Raw genomic sequence first — 14,981 nt, forward strand, 5'->3', positions numbered from 1 at the left:
TTTGTCCACTCTTTAATGATAAACTTGAACTAACTAAAGGTCGACAAACTTGTCATTGACCATTCGAGGAGTTTTGATTATGTTAGACAGACTGAAACAATTTGGTCGTAATTTTACTGAGACAACCCCTTTTATTTTGAGTAATACGGTGATTTTTATTCCGTATCTTTTATTTTTGAGTTTGAATAACGGTTACAATTGGGCAACCGTTTTGCCATTTACTTTGTTTTATACGTTCCGAATGACTGGTTTGTTTTTGATTCGGGGAATTCATGCTGGTTTAGATAGTTACACTTTGCTGATGATCTCACTTTTGGTTGGAGGTGCAGGTTCACTGCTTGGCTTGTTCGGGTTATTGTCGTTCCCTTTGTTTTATCTTTCGGCGATTTGCCTAGGGCTTAGTGCTGCTTGGCTCGTTCCCGCAAATGTCACTGTTAACTTCCATGAAAAACAACAGGGATTCATCAATATTAAAGGCAAAAAATATATTTATGCGTTAATTATGCTGGCACTTCTTTATGAAGCTGTTCGCTTACCAATGCCTTTACAATTAGCAGCAACACTAGGTTTTTATACGTTGCTTTACGTGATGGCTTATCACACAGTCAAACATTACCCACGTTATGAGTTAGATTTTAAAGACGTGCAAAGAAATTTGATTGAAAAAAAGGAATTAATTTTATTTTTTGGCTTTTTTATTTCTCTTTTTTTGTTGCGAACTGCGCGACTATTGATGGATACGGTATTATTTGATGTTGCTCTTTTCAGTATCTTATTGTTGTATATTTTGATTACGTTCTACTTAAGCCGAAAGAAGCAGACATGGGTATTACCTAGTTGGCTGAATTTATTGACGTTTTTAGATGGAATGCTTGGCAATTTTTTATTTTTATTCGGCACTTTTTATCTAGGAATCATTGCTGGCTTTAATCAATTAGCTACGACGCTCTATTTTCCATATATCGTTGGGCTGATTTTGGCAAAGATAGTCGGACCAGTTGTAACAAAAAAATTACCTGAAGGTCATTCGATTGCTAGTTATTGCTTAGGACTACTTGTTTCATTTGGCGTATTATTTAGCCCCAATGCTTTCTCAATTGGCATCCTTCTGCTGAGTTTGGTACATACGTTACTTGGTAGTCACTTAAATCGATTGTATGAGCAGTTGGAAGAAATTTCGCCAGATCAACGTTTAATCGTGAAGTATACGACGCAAAATAAAGGGAGTTTGACCCATCAATTTTTCTTGATGGGTGTCCTACTTTTCTTAACGAAACAGTTGGGGCAGCCTATTCGTTTCTTACTACGAATGACAGGTACCATGAGGCAATCTGCTGAAAGTATTCAACTAGTAGAGCAGGCAAAGTGGTTTAACCTAAGTGTGCTGATTCTGCTGACAGTTATTGTTTATTATTTATGGAAGGAAGCGAAAAAGAATGCGACTATTCATTGATGGAGATGGTTCACCAGTCAAAGATGATGCGATTCAAGTAGCACGAGCTTTTAATCTAGAAGTCGTAATTGTAACGAGCGTGGATCACTATACGACGAAAGAATATCCGGAAAATGTGCGCTTTGTTTATGTTGATCGTGGTGCAGACAGTGCAGATTATAAAATTGTTGGCTTAATCCATGCAGGGGACTTTTTAGTGACACAAGATTATGGATTGGCTTCTCTAGTATTAGCTAAAGGTGTTCGTGTATTTCACCAAACAGGTAAAGAGTTTGATGAAACAAATATAGATACTTTATTAGAACAACGTTATCACAGTAGCAAATTAAGGAAGGCGGGTCTGCGAACAAAAGGACCAAAACCATTTACGCAAAAAGAACATGAAGATTTTTTGTCCGCGTTAACGAATGCAATGAAAGAGCTACGCAAATAAAAATTTCTTTTTTGTACGATTTTTTTTAATGTTAATTGAATAAAATAAAAAAGATCAAGTTGAAAGATTACTTGGTCTTTTTCTTTTGCTTTAAGCAAGGAAGAAAAGAAAAAATTTTTTCAAAGGAGTTTACCGTGAAAAAAAGTTGTGAATGATTTTTGTCGCACTTTTTTACAAATAAGTTGGTCGATTATTTTCATTTTGTGCTAAAATATGGAGGTAAATCACTGAATGATTTGAAAATACAGGAGGACAATCTTTTGAAGATTACTTTACTATATGGTGGACGTAGTGCAGAACACGACGTATCTATTCTTTCGGCGTTTTCTGTTTTAAATGCCATTTATTACGCATATTATCAAGTTCAACTCGTTTTTATTAGCAAAGATGGACAGTGGGTCAAGGGCCCATTATTAACAGAAAAACCTGATAACAAAGAATTATTACATTTGACATGGGATCCAAGTGGAAAAGTAACAGAAGGATTCACTGGGAAAGTCATTAACCCAGGTGAAATCAAAGAAGAAGGAACAATCGTTTTTCCAGTCCTTCATGGTCCGAATGGAGAAGATGGAACGATTCAAGGATTTTTGGAAACGTTAAATCTGCCTTATGTTGGTGCAGGCGTACTGACAAGTGCTTGTGCAATGGATAAAATTATGACGAAGTACATTTTACAGGCTGCGGGTGTTCCACAAGTTCCTTATGTACCCGTATTAAAAAATCAATGGAAAGAAAATCCGAAAAAGATTTTTGATCAATGTGAAGGTTCTCTGTTGTATCCAATGTTTGTTAAACCAGCAAATATGGGTTCAAGTGTTGGAATTACAAAGGCTGAAAATCGTGAAGAGCTTCAAAATGCGTTGGAAACAGCTTATCAATTTGATTCTCGTGCAATCGTTGAACAAGGAATTGAAGCGCGTGAAATTGAAGTAGCTGTTTTAGGTAATGAAGATGTGCGAACAACTTTACCTGGAGAAATCGTGAAAGATGTTGCTTTTTATGACTATGATGCAAAATACATTGATAATAAAATCGAAATGAAAATTCCTGCTGAAGTACCTGAAGAAGTACATCAAAAAGCACAGGAATATGCAAAATTGGCTTACACAATGCTTGGTGGAAGTGGCTTAAGCCGTTGTGACTTCTTCTTGACAAGTAAAAATGAGTTGTTCTTAAACGAATTAAACTCAATGCCGGGATTCACTGAATTCAGTATGTATCCTTTATTATGGGAAAACATGGGATTAAAATATGGTGACTTAATTGAAGAACTGATTCAATTAGGAATGAACCGCTATGAACAAAGACAAGGCTTTTTTGAAGCACACGAATAAAAAAGAAGGGGTGTGACAATGATTGTCGCAACCCCTTTTTATGAATAGACAGGCATTTCAGAAAGGAGTAACTGTTTTTTTTCTGGAGTGACCTCTTCTGAGGAGAGAAAATACATGAAGGTAACAAGTCAAGAAATTGCAGAGGCACTTTCAAGTCATTGCGAGAAGAGCGTTGAAATCACAAATGTTGAATTTGATAGTCGAAAAGTCACTGAAGGTAGTTTGTTCGTACCACTTACGGGTGCGCGTGATGGCCATGAGTTTATTCAACAAGCCATTGAAAATGGAGCAACAGCCACTTTCTGGAGTTGGGACATGGCTCAAGCACCTACAGAAATTTCAGTGATTCCAGTCGAAGACACATTGAAGGCAATGCAGGCACTTTCAAAATATTATTTAGCAAAAGTTGGCGCAGAAGTAATTGCAGTTACAGGAAGTAACGGAAAAACAACAACGAAAGATTTGACCGCTTCCGTTTTAGCACAACGATATCGGACGTATAAAACGCAAGGAAACTATAACAACAATATTGGTTTACCGTACACTATTTTGCATATGCCGGAAGAAACAGAAAAATTGGTCTTAGAAATGGGAATGGATCATGCTAATGAGATCACGGAGTTATCTCAAATGGCACAGCCAAAAGTTGCTGCAATCACTATGATTGGAGAAGCCCATATTGAAAATCTTGGTTCTCGTGAAGGGATTGCAAAAGCAAAAATGGAAATCGTTGATGGTTTGTCGAAGAAAGGTCTATTGATCATTCCAGCGAATGAGCCATTATTGAAACCACTAAGTCAGAATTTGTCACAAGAAGTAACAACATTTGGGCTTGCTGAGGGTGACGTGCGAGGCGAGGTAACAAGGGAAGAAAAAACAGCTACGACATTTACAGTTGCAGGCGAATCATTCACGATACCTTTACCAGGAAGTTACAATGTAACGAATGCGTTGATTGCTTATACAGTTGGTCGCTTCTTTGGTTTATCCATTGAAGAAATTCGTCAAGGCTTTGCGACAGTTGCAATAACGCAAAATCGAACGGAATGGTTAACAGCTGGAAATGGAGCAGCGATTTTGAGCGATGTTTATAATGCAAATCCAACAGCGATGGGATTAGTCTTAGAAACTTTCCAAAAATTACCAACGAATGGTCGCCGTTTTGCGGTTCTTGCTGACATGTTAGAACTTGGTCCGGACTCTCCAACAATGCATGCCCAAATGAGTGAGCATATCGATCCTGATAAATTCGCGGGAATCTTTTTATATGGTAGTCAAATGGAAAATTTACGTGATGCCCTACAAGTAAGTGGTGAACTACCTGTTTTTTATTTTGAAAAGGATAAGCAAGCTTTAATTCAAGAAATTGAAACACAATTGGAAGCAGAAGACAGTATTGTTTTAAAAGGAAGTAATGGAATGGGCTTGTATGAAGTAGTTGAAAGATTACAAAAGCTCAACTAAATTTAGTAATAGCAAGGGTACGAGAAATCGTACTCTTTTTTGTTTAAAATTTTATTGTTTTTCAATATGTACATATTGTTTTACGATATAGAGAACGTTATACTATTTTTATCTTAAAGGTAGGGGAGATTGTATTTATGAAACCAAAAACAACTTTTTTAAAATTTATTTTAGCAGGTTTAGTGGCATTTATTCTGTTTCTCAGCTTTTTACTAACCATGGGACTACTGTTTTCAATCAATGAGCATTCCGTGTTTCCAGAGCAAGTACTTGCCAGCATCTCACTTTATTTGTCAGCGATTGCTTCCCTTTTAATCATTTATTACATGTATCGAATGTTAGGTTTAGTGGATAATGATCGTGCATTCTCGGCGATGAGCTTGATTTACGTTCGGGCAATTTTTCGTTTAACAATCATGGAATTTATCGTACTTATAGGGACTGTACCTTTTGTTTATTATATTGCAGACAATGATGATGCACCAGGCGTGATGATTATTGGCTTGGGTATGTTGATTATTCCACTAGCAGTAGCGACCTTCGTTTCGATTATCGAAAAGCTTCTTAAAAATGCAATTGAGTTGAAGTTAGATTATGAGTTGACTATTTAACCAACAGAGAATGAGTATTCGATTTCTTAACCAGACTGAAGAGGTGAACAAAAATGATAAAAGTGAATCTTGATATTATGTTAGTCAAACGTAATATGAGTGTTACAGAATTGGCTGAGCGTGTCGGAATCACCCAAGCAAACATGTCCATTTTAAAAACAGGTAAAGCAAAAGCAATTCGATTTTCGACTCTTGAAAAAATTTGTCAGGTATTGTCATGCCAACCTGCTGACTTATTGGAATATGTTGACGAAACATCGTAGAGATATTGCATGCCAATAAAAAAGCTTCTAGAAAATTCTAGAAGCCTGAGAGATAACCAAATTGGTTCAACAAAAAGATAACTAGCGCAGCTAAATTACCTAGAAAAGATAGAATAATCAGTGCAAAAGGAATCGTCCAAATCGTGTACCAGCCGCCATCATAACTTGGGTGAGAACGTCTACCTTTGTAACTAAGCAAAGGAATTAATGTTAAGCCAAAAAGAATTAATTGGAAAAAAATCGCTAAAGACAATGAATAAGTATGGTTCGTAATAGCAGAGTAATTGAAAAATGTACCAATACCTGTCAAAAGTGCGAGAACTAGCATAAATTAGATCTCCTTTCAGTTTTTTATGAATTATAACAAAAAAAGAAGTAAAGAAGTTTATTTCTCTTGTAGCAGAACTAGTTTTGTAAAAAGATTGTTCTTGCTTGAAATAAAAACTGGAAACTTGCAGAAAACAAGTTACTATGGTAGAATAACCTATTGCCGAAAGATGAAGATAAATTGGACTGACTTTGAATGTCGTTACATCCGGAGATCAGATGTCATAACAATGATAAAGCTGAACGTGACCCGTTTGGCTTTTCTAATGCCTAACTAAACTTCGCAAAGTGATTTTTCGGTGGTGTCACAGCGGCTCTGCGCATAAATAGTTATAGTGGCCACTGTCAAAAAGAGAACGACTTCACTTTGACCGAACAAATCGACGGGGTAGCAAAAAGAAGCTACATCCTCAGTTAACAACCACATAGGAGGATTCATTTGAAATTTAAAGAATTAGAATTATCACCAGAATTATTGAAATCAGTTGAACGTGCTGGTTTTGAAGAAGCAACACCGATCCAATCAGAAACAATTCCTTTAGCATTAGCTGGGAAAGACGTTATTGGTCAAGCACAAACAGGTACTGGTAAAACAGCTGCTTTTGGGCTACCAATGTTAGAAAAAATCGACCCTCAACGCCATGAATTACAAGGTTTAGTTATTTCACCAACACGTGAGTTAGCTATCCAAACACAAGAAGAACTTTATCGTTTAGGTCGCGATAAAAAAATTCGTGTACAAGCTGTTTACGGCGGAGCAGATATTGGTCGTCAAATCCGTGGCTTAAAAGATCGTCCACATATCGTTGTTGGGACACCGGGACGTATGTTAGATCACATTAACCGTCACACATTAAAATTAGGAACTGTTCAAACATTAGTTTTAGATGAAGCAGATGAAATGTTGAACATGGGCTTCTTGGAAGATATTGAAAAAATTATTTCAACTGTTCCAGAAGAACGCCAAACATTATTATTCTCTGCAACAATGCCACCAGCAATCAAAAACATTGGTGTCAAATTCATGAAAAATCCAACACACGTAAAAATCAAAGCAAAAGAAATGACAGCTGATTTGATTGATCAATATTATGTACGTGCAAAAGAATATGAAAAATTTGATATCATGACTCGTTTATTCGATGTTCAAAAACCTGAATTGACGATTGTATTTGGTCGCACAAAACGCCGTGTAGATGAATTAGCTCGTGGATTAGAAGCACGTGGCTATCGCGCAGAAGGAATTCACGGTGATTTATCACAACAAAAACGTATGAGCGTTTTACGTTCATTCAAGAGCGGTCATTTAGATATTTTAGTTGCAACCGATGTAGCTGCCCGTGGATTAGATATCTCTGGCGTGACACATGTTTACAACTATGATATCCCTCAAGATCCAGAAAGCTACGTTCACCGTATTGGACGTACAGGTCGTGCAGGTAAAGGCGGAATGTCAGTTACTTTTGTTACACCAAACGAAATGGGTTACTTACACGTAATTGAAAACTTAACGAAAAAACGTATGACTGCTTTGCGTCCACCAACCGAAAAAGAAGCATTTAAAGGCCAACTAGGCGCTGCTTTTGAAGAAGTTGAAGCAAAACTTGAAGAAAACGGTTTGGACAAATACTTGTCACCAGCAGATAAATTGTTGGAAAAATATTCAGCACAAGATTTGGCTGCACTATTATTAAAAACTGTTGCAAAAGATCCTTCAGATGCAATTCCAGTGAAAATCACACCAGAACGTCCATTACCATCTCAGAAAAAAGGGTTCAATAAAAATGGTAAACGTGGTGGCGGCAATAATCGCAATCGTCGAGGCGAAGGCGGAAATTACCGTGGAAATAAATCTAAAGGCGGATATAACAAAAACAACGGAAATCATAAAGACGGCGGTCGTCGTCAAAACGATAAAAAACGTGGATTTGTAATTCGCTCAAATAACGATTAAAAAACAAATGAAAGCTTCTCTTATTTTAAGAGGAGCTTTCATTTTTGTTATATATAGACTTAATTGTGGTAAATTGGCAGGAATTTGGTAGAATGAGATTGTTCGAAATTTGATGAAGAGAGAAGATAAATGATAAAAGGGATTGGAATCGACGCAGTTGAATTACCAAGGATTGCTAAAATTATTCAAGAAAAAACAAATTTTATTGATCGCGTACTAACAGTCAATGAGATTGAATTGTTTCGTGTATTGCCCTTCCATCGCCAAGTAGAATTTTTAGGTGGGCGTTATGCATGTAAAGAGGCTTTTTCAAAAGCTTGGGGAACAGGAATCGGTAAAGTAACATTTCAAGAAATTGAAATTTTAAAAGATGTGCTCGGTCAGCCTGTTGTCACACAGTCCCCACATCAAGGAACTGTTTGGGTAAGTATCACACACACAGATGAATTGGCTTTTGCACAAATTATTTTGGAAGAATAGAAAGAAGGAAAGAAAATGGTTGTCGCTTGGAATCGTCCGACAAAAGCAATTATACATACACAAGCTATTACAGAGAATGTGGCAAATGAATTAGCAAGACTTCCAAAAGGAAAAGAATTATTTGCAGTTGTGAAAGCAAATGGTTATGGACATGGTGCGATTGAAACGGCACATGCAGCGATTGCGGGAGGTGCTACAGGCTTTTGTGTAGCTAACTTAGATGAAGGTCTAGAATTAAGAGAAGCAGGTTTCACTCAGCCAATTTTAGTCTTAAATATGATTCCTTTTACCGCAATCGAATTGGCAATTGCCAATGATTTGGCAGTAACGGTGGGGACCAAAGAATGGTTAGATGACGCCAAAGAATATTTTTCAGAACATGCAATTGAAGGCCAGTTGAAAATTCATTTAAAAGCAGATACAGGAATGGGACGAATTGGTTTTTTAACACCAAAAGAAATCAGAGAAGCAGTTGAATTTGCTCAAGCAATATCGTATTTTGAATGGGAAGGGTTATTTACACATTTTTCTACTGCTGACCAAGAAGATGATACGTATTGGAATTTACAAAAAAATCGTTTTTTAGCTGTTCTTGAAGAATTACCAGAGTTACCTCGCTATGTGCATGTTAGTAACAGTGCAACAGCTTTGTGGCACGACGAATCAATTGGGAATATGATTCGTTACGGAATTGCGATGTATGGATTGAATCCATCTGGTCATGCGTTACCAGAAGTTTATCCATTACAACCAGCACTCGAACTTGTTTCTGAATTGATTCAAGTGAAAGAATTAGCTGCTAATGAAGGAATTGGCTATGGTGAAACATACATCACATCAAAACCAGAATGGATTGGAACCGTACCAATTGGTTACGCAGATGGCTGGTTGAGAAAGATGCAAGGATTTTCTTTATTAGTTGATGGAAAATTTTGTGAAATAGTGGGGCGAGTTTGTATGGATCAATTGATGGTTCGCTTACCTTATGAATTACCTGTAGGAACAACTGTGACTCTGATTGGGAAAAACCAGGATCAGGTGATTGCGATGCAAGATGTAGCCGATCAATTAGAAACGATTCATTATGAAGTAGCTTGTATACTAGGAACACGGATACCAAGAGAATATCAAAAATAAGGAGGATCCTATGGTAAAAAGAGGAGATATTTACTTTGCTGATCTTTCTCCAGTTGTGGGATCAGAGCAAGGCGGAACACGCCCTGTGCTGATTATTCAAAATAATTTAGGAAACCATTTTAGTCCAACGGTAATCGTGGCAGCAATTACTGCAAAAATGGCGAAACCTAAATTACCCACGCATATAGGGATCAAAGCAACGGGAACAGGAATAGACCGAGACTCCGTCATTTTATTAGAACAAATTCGGACCATTGATAAATCAAGATTGAAAGAAAAAGTGTGTCACTTAGATCGTGAAATTATGCAAGATGTCGATCGCGCATTAAAAATCAGTGTTGGTGTGGAGGCAATCGCTCCAGTATCAAAGTAACGATGATGTGACTTGCCTGAATGAAATTTAGTCGATATGTAGCAGCTCTGACTAACTTGATAAATTATATTTACATAGAATAAGCAGTGTTCGCAAACAATTGTGATATGAAGGCAAAAAAAGGTGAGGGCAAACGAAATCTCGTTTGCCCTCACCTTTTTAATTAGTTCTTCAGTCAGTCTTGCTTGCAAAGTATACGAAAAAGAGATTGGGACAAAAGTAGTCACCCGCAAGTTTTGAAGCGCAAAACTTTTGAACCGCATTTTTTCCGTGAAAGGAAATTCTTCAACTTATTCAAAGCAGAACTTTGTAATTACCAGCTAGCTTTTTTAACGCCGGGAATCAATCCTTTATGAGCTAATTCACGGAATTTCACGCGAGACATTCCGAATTTACGCATGTATCCGCGTGGACGACCATCAATTAAGTCGCGATTTTTCAAACGTTCTGGGCGCGCATCTAAAGGGAGCTTACGCAAGCCTTCATAATCATGGTTCGCTTTTAATTCTTGTCGTACTGCCGCATAACGTTCAATCGTTGCTTGCTGTTTCTTTGCTTTTGCAATTTTTGATTTTTTTGCCATTGTGTTTCCTCCAATTGTTTAAAATTTATTTTTTATTTTGATATAAATCGTAATTGTTACGATTATGAGATGTCCGTTCATAATTTAGCACGTCTGATTAAAAAAGACAACTATTTTTACTCATACACTTTTTTTGTAAAAAATAGCACTTCCACGTAAACTAATAAAGAGGAGTGTGACAAGTATGAAAAGATTTGCGATAAAAGAGTATGGTTTAGCACAGGATGTATTTGAAGAAATCGATGCGAGTCCACGTGAAGTAAAGGATGGACGCCTCCGAGTAGCGTTAAAGGCATTTAGTATCAACCCATATGATGTATCTCTTCGACTTGGAAATATGAAAGAGGTTCGTCCGTTAAAATTTCCTTATGTTTTGGGAAATGATGGTGCCGGAATTGTAACCGAAATTGCTTCAGACGTGACTGATTTTGTTGTTGGTGATCGAGTAGTTGTCCACGCAGTTGGAGGGACCTATGGCGAAGAAATTGTTGTTCCCGCGAAAAAAGTAGCAAAGATTCCTGAGAAAATGGATTGGGCGCAAGCAGCAGGTATGGTAACAACGGGATTGACTGCGTATAATTTATTGACACATTTACTTGATGTACAACCAACGGATGTTGTGATGATTGAAGGAGCTTCTGGCGGTGTTGGTTCAAGCCTTGTCCAGTTATTGCATGCTAAAGGGATCAAAGTGTTAGCCAGTGCTTCCAAAAAAAATGAAGAAAAAGTACGTGAGCTTGGAGTAGCGGAATTCGCTGCTTACGATCAAGAAGATGCCGGCGGACGTTTTGCGAATCAAGCAGATATTGTAATTGATGCAACAAAAGGTAGCAAACGCGGGACTTCGGGTATCGAGATTATGAAACCAGGGGGGCGTTATGTTGCATTGACGCAACTACCAGATTTGGATCTACGAGAGAAAAAAAGTGGTTTTTATGAATCATTTGTTCCAAGAAAGGAATATCAAGATCAAGAAGCATTTTCTTATTTATTACGAGCATATGAAAAAGGAACATTCACTGTACCTATTAGTCAACTGTTGCCAGCAACATTAGAGAATGTCATCCATGCACATCAGTTAGTGGAAGGCCATCCTCCTGCTGGAAAAATTGTATTGACACTCGCTTAGTTATGCTATACTTTCGCATGAGGTGAGAGGATGAATAAAAATTGGCAAGCAATCAAACAACAGTTAACTGAAAAAGAATGGCTAACGAATGGTTATTATCGTTTACGTAAACAAGGAGAATACTATGAATTTGCTTTTTTACAACCAGGTCCCTGTGGTGATTTCATGTATCACCCGCAAATCACTGTTCAAGAAATAGCAAATGAACCAGTTCCAATCAAATGTTTTGATAATGGTGGCTCTTCTGTCCAATCTTTCGTAAGAGATGAAAGTAATCAACAACAGTTAAATGAAATATTTGAACAATTGATGCAAACCTATCTTGAAGAAAAAATAGGTAAATAATTTTTAATTCTGTCAGAAACTTTTTGGCGAGGACAAAACAAGAAAAAAGTTTTGTCCTCACTTTTTTTATGTTTGCGAAAGAGTTTTCATGGATTAGGGCTAAATTTTTATCATAAAATTATCATTCCACGTTATTTCATGATAAAGTGAAGGAAATAAAATTTAATAGTTTTTTAAATTGTAAGAGATTACAGTTCGACAGTTGTCCTTATATGTCAAAATTCTTGCTTTTTTTGATTAATGTTCATTGAAATCATAGAGAATTGCATGGTAAAGTAGTTCAGCTAGAAAAAAAGAAGGGGAAAATTATGGGATCAATCAAAAATACATTTAAACTTTACTTACTTGATTGGAAACGAATCTTTAAAAACCCGATTGCGACACTTCTGATTATCGCTATCATGATTATCCCTTCACTGTACGCATGGTTTAATATCAAAGCTTTGTGGGATCCATATGGAAATACTGGAGAGTTACCAATCGCCGTATACAGTGCGGATAAGCCAGTTGAATTTCAAGGAAAAGAAGTAGCTATTGGGAAAGAAGTAATAAAGTCACTACACAAAAATGACCAGCTGGGTTGGCAATTTGTTGACTCAAAAGCTGAATTAGAATCTGGTGTTCGTTCAGGAAAATATTATGCAGGTATTTATCTGCCAACTGATTTTTCTGAAGACTTATTAAGTTTTACCAGTGGGGACATTAAGAAACCAAAAATCGAATACACCGTTAATGAAAAAATTAACGCGATTGCGCCGAAAATCACTGATAAAGGTGCAAGTTCGATTCAGTCACAAATCACAGAGGAATTTATTAACACAGCAAGTTCAACCTTGCTAAAAGTTTTTAACGAAATTGGTTACGATATTGATTCCAACTTAGTGAGCATCAATAAAGTAAAAGATATGATTCTTTCTACTGATGAAAACTTGGATGACATTGAAGGGTATACCAAAAAAGTGCTAGAACTTCAAAGCCAACTTCCTGGCATCAAAGAAAAGCTCAACAAAGCAAATGAATTTGTTGACTATCTACCAAAAGTAGACGAAATGGGTGAAAAAGTCATTGCATTGAATGACAAGATGCCTGAACTTCAAGAACAAGCGAAGATTATTTTGGATCTACAAGAAAAAATTCCTGAAATCCAAAACGCTGGGAAACAATTAGCGATGATTGATGAAGATTTTGCTTCAATCCAAGATACAATGAATCAAGGAATTGATGAAGCAAAACAAGGACTAGTGATTATTGGTCAAGTGCAAGATGCTTTGCCAGATATCAAAAGATTGGAATCACAGGCAAGTAATCTTGCGTCGACAACTGAAAATGGTGCGACACAATTAAAAGAGGCTGTTCCAAGTATTGTGACCAGCGTGCAAGTGACTTTAAAATCAATTGGCGAAGTTGCCACTACGACAAATTCGATTATTGAAACAATCGAAGGAGCGATTGCAGATGGTGAACCGACGACTGAAGAAAAAGCGAATATCGGTCAAATCTTAACTGATTTTTCTGCTAGTTTGGGTCGTCAACAAGAAGCCATTGATCAAGTTGTCCAATTTATGACAGACTTACAAACAAGTGCTGGAAACAATAAACTAGACGACGTTATTGCTGGATTGAATCGTATTAAGACGATGCTTGCTGATTTGGATGAGCATGTGGGCAATTTAAATGAGATTGTTAAAACCGGCAGTACAGACGATGTAAAAAAATTATTAGCTGGCATCCAAGAGATTGCTTCAGAGATCGGAAAAGCAGCGACTGATTTGAATGTTAATGCAGTTGGCTCAACTGTTGAATCAATCTTAGATCAGTTGATTCACACGATTCAAACAGCAAATGGTGTCTTAGACAAAGCAGACCAAATCGACTTTGATTCGTTATTAAGTTCGACAAAGACAACTGTTTCAAATGCAGTTGGTATCCTAGAAAAATATCAAAAAGAAATGCCCGCAATTGGTCAAGAAGTCCATGATGCGAACACCATGCTGAATGGAAACATGAATACGATCGTTGACGGCATCAATAAAGGCGCTGACTTGTATAATAATGATTTGCCAGTCGTTGCGCAAAAATTAAACACAGCTGCTGATTTTATTAAGAATGATTGGCCAACTTTAAAAGGTGAATTAACGGGCACGTTGACAACGGTCAATGAAAAGATGCCAGAAGTTGAGACAGCTGTTAATGCTGCCGCAGACTTGATTACAAATGATTGGCCAAGTATCAAGGCAGGAATTGAAAAAGCTGCTGATGCTATCCGTAAAGGGGAAGAAGAAGTCGATCTTGGTGAAGTAATTAAATTATTGAAATTAGATGCGACAAAAGAAAGTGATTTCTTTACAAACCCAGTTGAATTGAAAACAAATCAACTGTATCCAATTGCCAATAATGGTTCAGCAAGTACACCATTCTACACGGCATTATGTATTTGGGTTGGTGCAGTCTTACTTTCAAGTGTAGCAACTACTGACTATTATCTTGAGAAAAAAGATAAAACAAAATTCACGAAGCGAGAACAATATGTTGCTCGAATGTTGACATTCTTAACGATTGGTTTGGCACAAGGATTGATCGTTGCTCTTGGAAATATCTTCCTATTGGGCGTAGACGCTCATAATCCAGTGTATAGCGTGTTATTTGCGTTATTAGTGTCCTTATCCTTCATGATGATTGTTTATGTGCTAGCGTCCTTATTCGGCAACGTAGGGAAAGGGCTGGCGATTATCATCCTCGTGCTGTCAATTTCAGGTGGTGGTGGGAATTATCCAATTCAAGTTTCTGGAAAATTCTTCCAAATGATCAATCCATTCTTACCGTTCACTCACGCGGTGAATTTATTGCGTGAATCAGCTGGTGGTATTTACTGGCCAACGGCAACGAATGCGATTTGGATTATGATTGGTTTGTTCATCGTCTTTGGGATTGTCGGAACGGCTGTTTATCCATTTATTGAATCTAAAATGAAAAAATTGCAGGAATACTCACACGAAAGTCATATTTTCCACTGAGTATGTTGCGATGAATCAAAAATTGAACTGGAATCTCTTGAGTGAATGGAGATTCCAGTTTTTCTATAATTAAAAATC

General features: G+C 37.1%; 15 protein-coding genes. 13 read left to right on the plus strand and 2 right to left on the minus strand.

Annotation, left to right across the window (positions count from 1 at the left end; all coding sequences use genetic code 11):
- Positions 1–79: 79 nt before the first annotated feature.
- The 6 genes from IGJ93_RS00800 to IGJ93_RS00825 all read left to right on the plus strand — a co-directional run bounded on the left by IGJ93_RS00800 (position 80) and on the right by IGJ93_RS00825 (position 5,561).
- Positions 80–1,453 (plus strand): hypothetical protein, encoded by a 1,374-nt coding sequence (locus tag IGJ93_RS00800; RefSeq protein WP_349702632.1) that lies wholly within the window; start codon positions 80–82, stop codon positions 1,451–1,453.
- A complete protein-coding gene (locus tag IGJ93_RS00805; protein WP_067483376.1) occupies positions 1,437–1,886 on the plus strand; it encodes a YaiI/YqxD family protein in 450 nt (149 codons plus the stop codon). Before IGJ93_RS00800 ends, IGJ93_RS00805 begins: the two co-directional genes overlap by 17 nt.
- A 260-nt stretch (positions 1,887–2,146) precedes the next feature.
- A complete protein-coding gene (locus IGJ93_RS00810) occupies positions 2,147–3,223 on the plus strand; it encodes a D-alanine--D-alanine ligase (RefSeq protein ID WP_067483374.1) in 1,077 nt (358 codons plus the stop codon).
- A 114-nt stretch (positions 3,224–3,337) separates the two neighbouring features.
- Positions 3,338–4,687, plus strand: a complete 1,350-nt coding sequence (locus IGJ93_RS00815) for a UDP-N-acetylmuramoyl-tripeptide--D-alanyl-D-alanine ligase (RefSeq protein ID WP_270346068.1) — start codon at positions 3,338–3,340, stop codon at positions 4,685–4,687.
- 137 nt (positions 4,688–4,824) lie between these two features.
- The gene (locus tag IGJ93_RS00820) at positions 4,825–5,298 is read left to right on the plus strand and encodes a DUF2975 domain-containing protein (RefSeq protein WP_067483370.1); all 474 of its coding nucleotides are present in this window, start codon (positions 4,825–4,827) and stop codon (positions 5,296–5,298) included.
- 53 nt (positions 5,299–5,351) lie between these two features.
- On the plus strand, positions 5,352–5,561 hold the full coding sequence (locus tag IGJ93_RS00825; RefSeq protein WP_067483366.1) for a helix-turn-helix domain-containing protein: 210 nt from the start codon (positions 5,352–5,354) through the stop codon (positions 5,559–5,561).
- A gap of 37 nt (positions 5,562–5,598) precedes the next feature.
- Here IGJ93_RS00825 and IGJ93_RS00830 read toward each other — a convergent pair whose 3' ends face one another.
- Positions 5,599–5,889, minus strand: coding sequence for a hypothetical protein (locus IGJ93_RS00830; RefSeq protein ID WP_075491326.1), 291 nt, complete (start codon positions 5,887–5,889; stop codon positions 5,599–5,601).
- 438 nt (positions 5,890–6,327) lie between these two features.
- On the opposite strand from IGJ93_RS00830, the gene cshA reads away from it, so the two are divergent.
- The 4 genes from cshA to IGJ93_RS00850 all read left to right on the plus strand — a co-directional run bounded on the left by cshA (position 6,328) and on the right by IGJ93_RS00850 (position 9,832).
- A complete protein-coding gene (cshA, locus tag IGJ93_RS00835; RefSeq protein ID WP_067483362.1) occupies positions 6,328–7,842 on the plus strand; it encodes a degradosome RNA helicase CshA in 1,515 nt (504 codons plus the stop codon).
- A 129-nt stretch (positions 7,843–7,971) separates the two neighbouring features.
- Positions 7,972–8,322, plus strand: a complete 351-nt coding sequence (gene acpS / locus IGJ93_RS00840) for a holo-ACP synthase (protein WP_067483359.1) — start codon at positions 7,972–7,974, stop codon at positions 8,320–8,322.
- Between the two features lie 15 nt (positions 8,323–8,337).
- Positions 8,338–9,459, plus strand: coding sequence for an alanine racemase (alr, locus tag IGJ93_RS00845; RefSeq protein WP_270346071.1), 1,122 nt, complete (start codon positions 8,338–8,340; stop codon positions 9,457–9,459).
- A gap of 10 nt (positions 9,460–9,469) precedes the next feature.
- Positions 9,470–9,832 carry a type II toxin-antitoxin system PemK/MazF family toxin gene (locus IGJ93_RS00850; RefSeq protein ID WP_067483355.1) on the plus strand — a complete coding sequence of 121 codons (363 nt, stop codon included), beginning with the start codon at positions 9,470–9,472 and terminating at the stop codon, positions 9,830–9,832.
- Positions 9,833–10,145: 313 nt separating this feature from the next.
- Here the strand turns inward: IGJ93_RS00850 and rpsN are convergent, their stop codons facing one another.
- Positions 10,146–10,415 (minus strand): 30S ribosomal protein S14, encoded by a 270-nt coding sequence (rpsN, locus tag IGJ93_RS00855; RefSeq protein ID WP_067483353.1) that lies wholly within the window; start codon positions 10,413–10,415, stop codon positions 10,146–10,148.
- A gap of 184 nt (positions 10,416–10,599) precedes the next feature.
- Between rpsN and IGJ93_RS00860 the strand changes: the two genes are divergently transcribed.
- From IGJ93_RS00860 to IGJ93_RS00870, 3 genes are all read left to right on the plus strand, one after another.
- Positions 10,600–11,544: an NADP-dependent oxidoreductase gene (locus tag IGJ93_RS00860; protein WP_270346072.1), complete on the plus strand. Its 945-nt coding sequence runs from the start codon at positions 10,600–10,602 to the stop codon at positions 11,542–11,544.
- A gap of 30 nt (positions 11,545–11,574) precedes the next feature.
- On the plus strand, positions 11,575–11,889 hold the full coding sequence (locus IGJ93_RS00865; RefSeq protein ID WP_067483350.1) for a hypothetical protein: 315 nt from the start codon (positions 11,575–11,577) through the stop codon (positions 11,887–11,889).
- Positions 11,890–12,197: 308 nt separating this feature from the next.
- A complete protein-coding gene (locus IGJ93_RS00870) occupies positions 12,198–14,903 on the plus strand; it encodes a YhgE/Pip domain-containing protein (RefSeq protein WP_218658036.1) in 2,706 nt (901 codons plus the stop codon).
- The last annotated feature ends 78 nt before the right edge of the window (positions 14,904–14,981 follow it).

Source organism: Enterococcus sp. DIV0174, from assembly GCF_050529065.1.
Classification (GTDB): Bacteria; Bacillota; Bacilli; order Lactobacillales; family Enterococcaceae; genus Enterococcus_B; species Enterococcus_B thailandicus.

Bases quoted from the DNA above. Each gene is read 5' to 3' on its own strand.
- IGJ93_RS00825 (WP_067483366.1), top strand. From the start codon at position 5,352: ATGATAAAAGTGAATCTTGATATTATGTTAGTCAAACGTAATATGAGT.
- IGJ93_RS00820 (WP_067483370.1), top strand. From the start codon at position 4,825: ATGAAACCAAAAACAACTTTTTTAAAATTTATTTTAGCAGGTTTAGTG.
- IGJ93_RS00830 (WP_075491326.1), bottom strand. From the start codon at position 5,889: ATGCTAGTTCTCGCACTTTTGACAGGTATTGGTACATTTTTCAATTAC.
- acpS (WP_067483359.1), top strand. From the start codon at position 7,972: ATGATAAAAGGGATTGGAATCGACGCAGTTGAATTACCAAGGATTGCT.
- IGJ93_RS00815 (WP_270346068.1), top strand. From the start codon at position 3,338: ATGAAGGTAACAAGTCAAGAAATTGCAGAGGCACTTTCAAGTCATTGC.
- IGJ93_RS00865 (WP_067483350.1), top strand. From the start codon at position 11,575: ATGAATAAAAATTGGCAAGCAATCAAACAACAGTTAACTGAAAAAGAA.
- IGJ93_RS00870 (WP_218658036.1), top strand. From the start codon at position 12,198: ATGGGATCAATCAAAAATACATTTAAACTTTACTTACTTGATTGGAAA.
- IGJ93_RS00860 (WP_270346072.1), top strand. From the start codon at position 10,600: ATGAAAAGATTTGCGATAAAAGAGTATGGTTTAGCACAGGATGTATTT.
- IGJ93_RS00850 (WP_067483355.1), top strand. From the start codon at position 9,470: ATGGTAAAAAGAGGAGATATTTACTTTGCTGATCTTTCTCCAGTTGTG.
- alr (WP_270346071.1), top strand. From the start codon at position 8,338: ATGGTTGTCGCTTGGAATCGTCCGACAAAAGCAATTATACATACACAA.
- IGJ93_RS00800 (WP_349702632.1), top strand. From the start codon at position 80: ATGTTAGACAGACTGAAACAATTTGGTCGTAATTTTACTGAGACAACC.
- IGJ93_RS00805 (WP_067483376.1), top strand. From the start codon at position 1,437: ATGCGACTATTCATTGATGGAGATGGTTCACCAGTCAAAGATGATGCG.
- rpsN (WP_067483353.1), bottom strand. From the start codon at position 10,415: ATGGCAAAAAAATCAAAAATTGCAAAAGCAAAGAAACAGCAAGCAACG.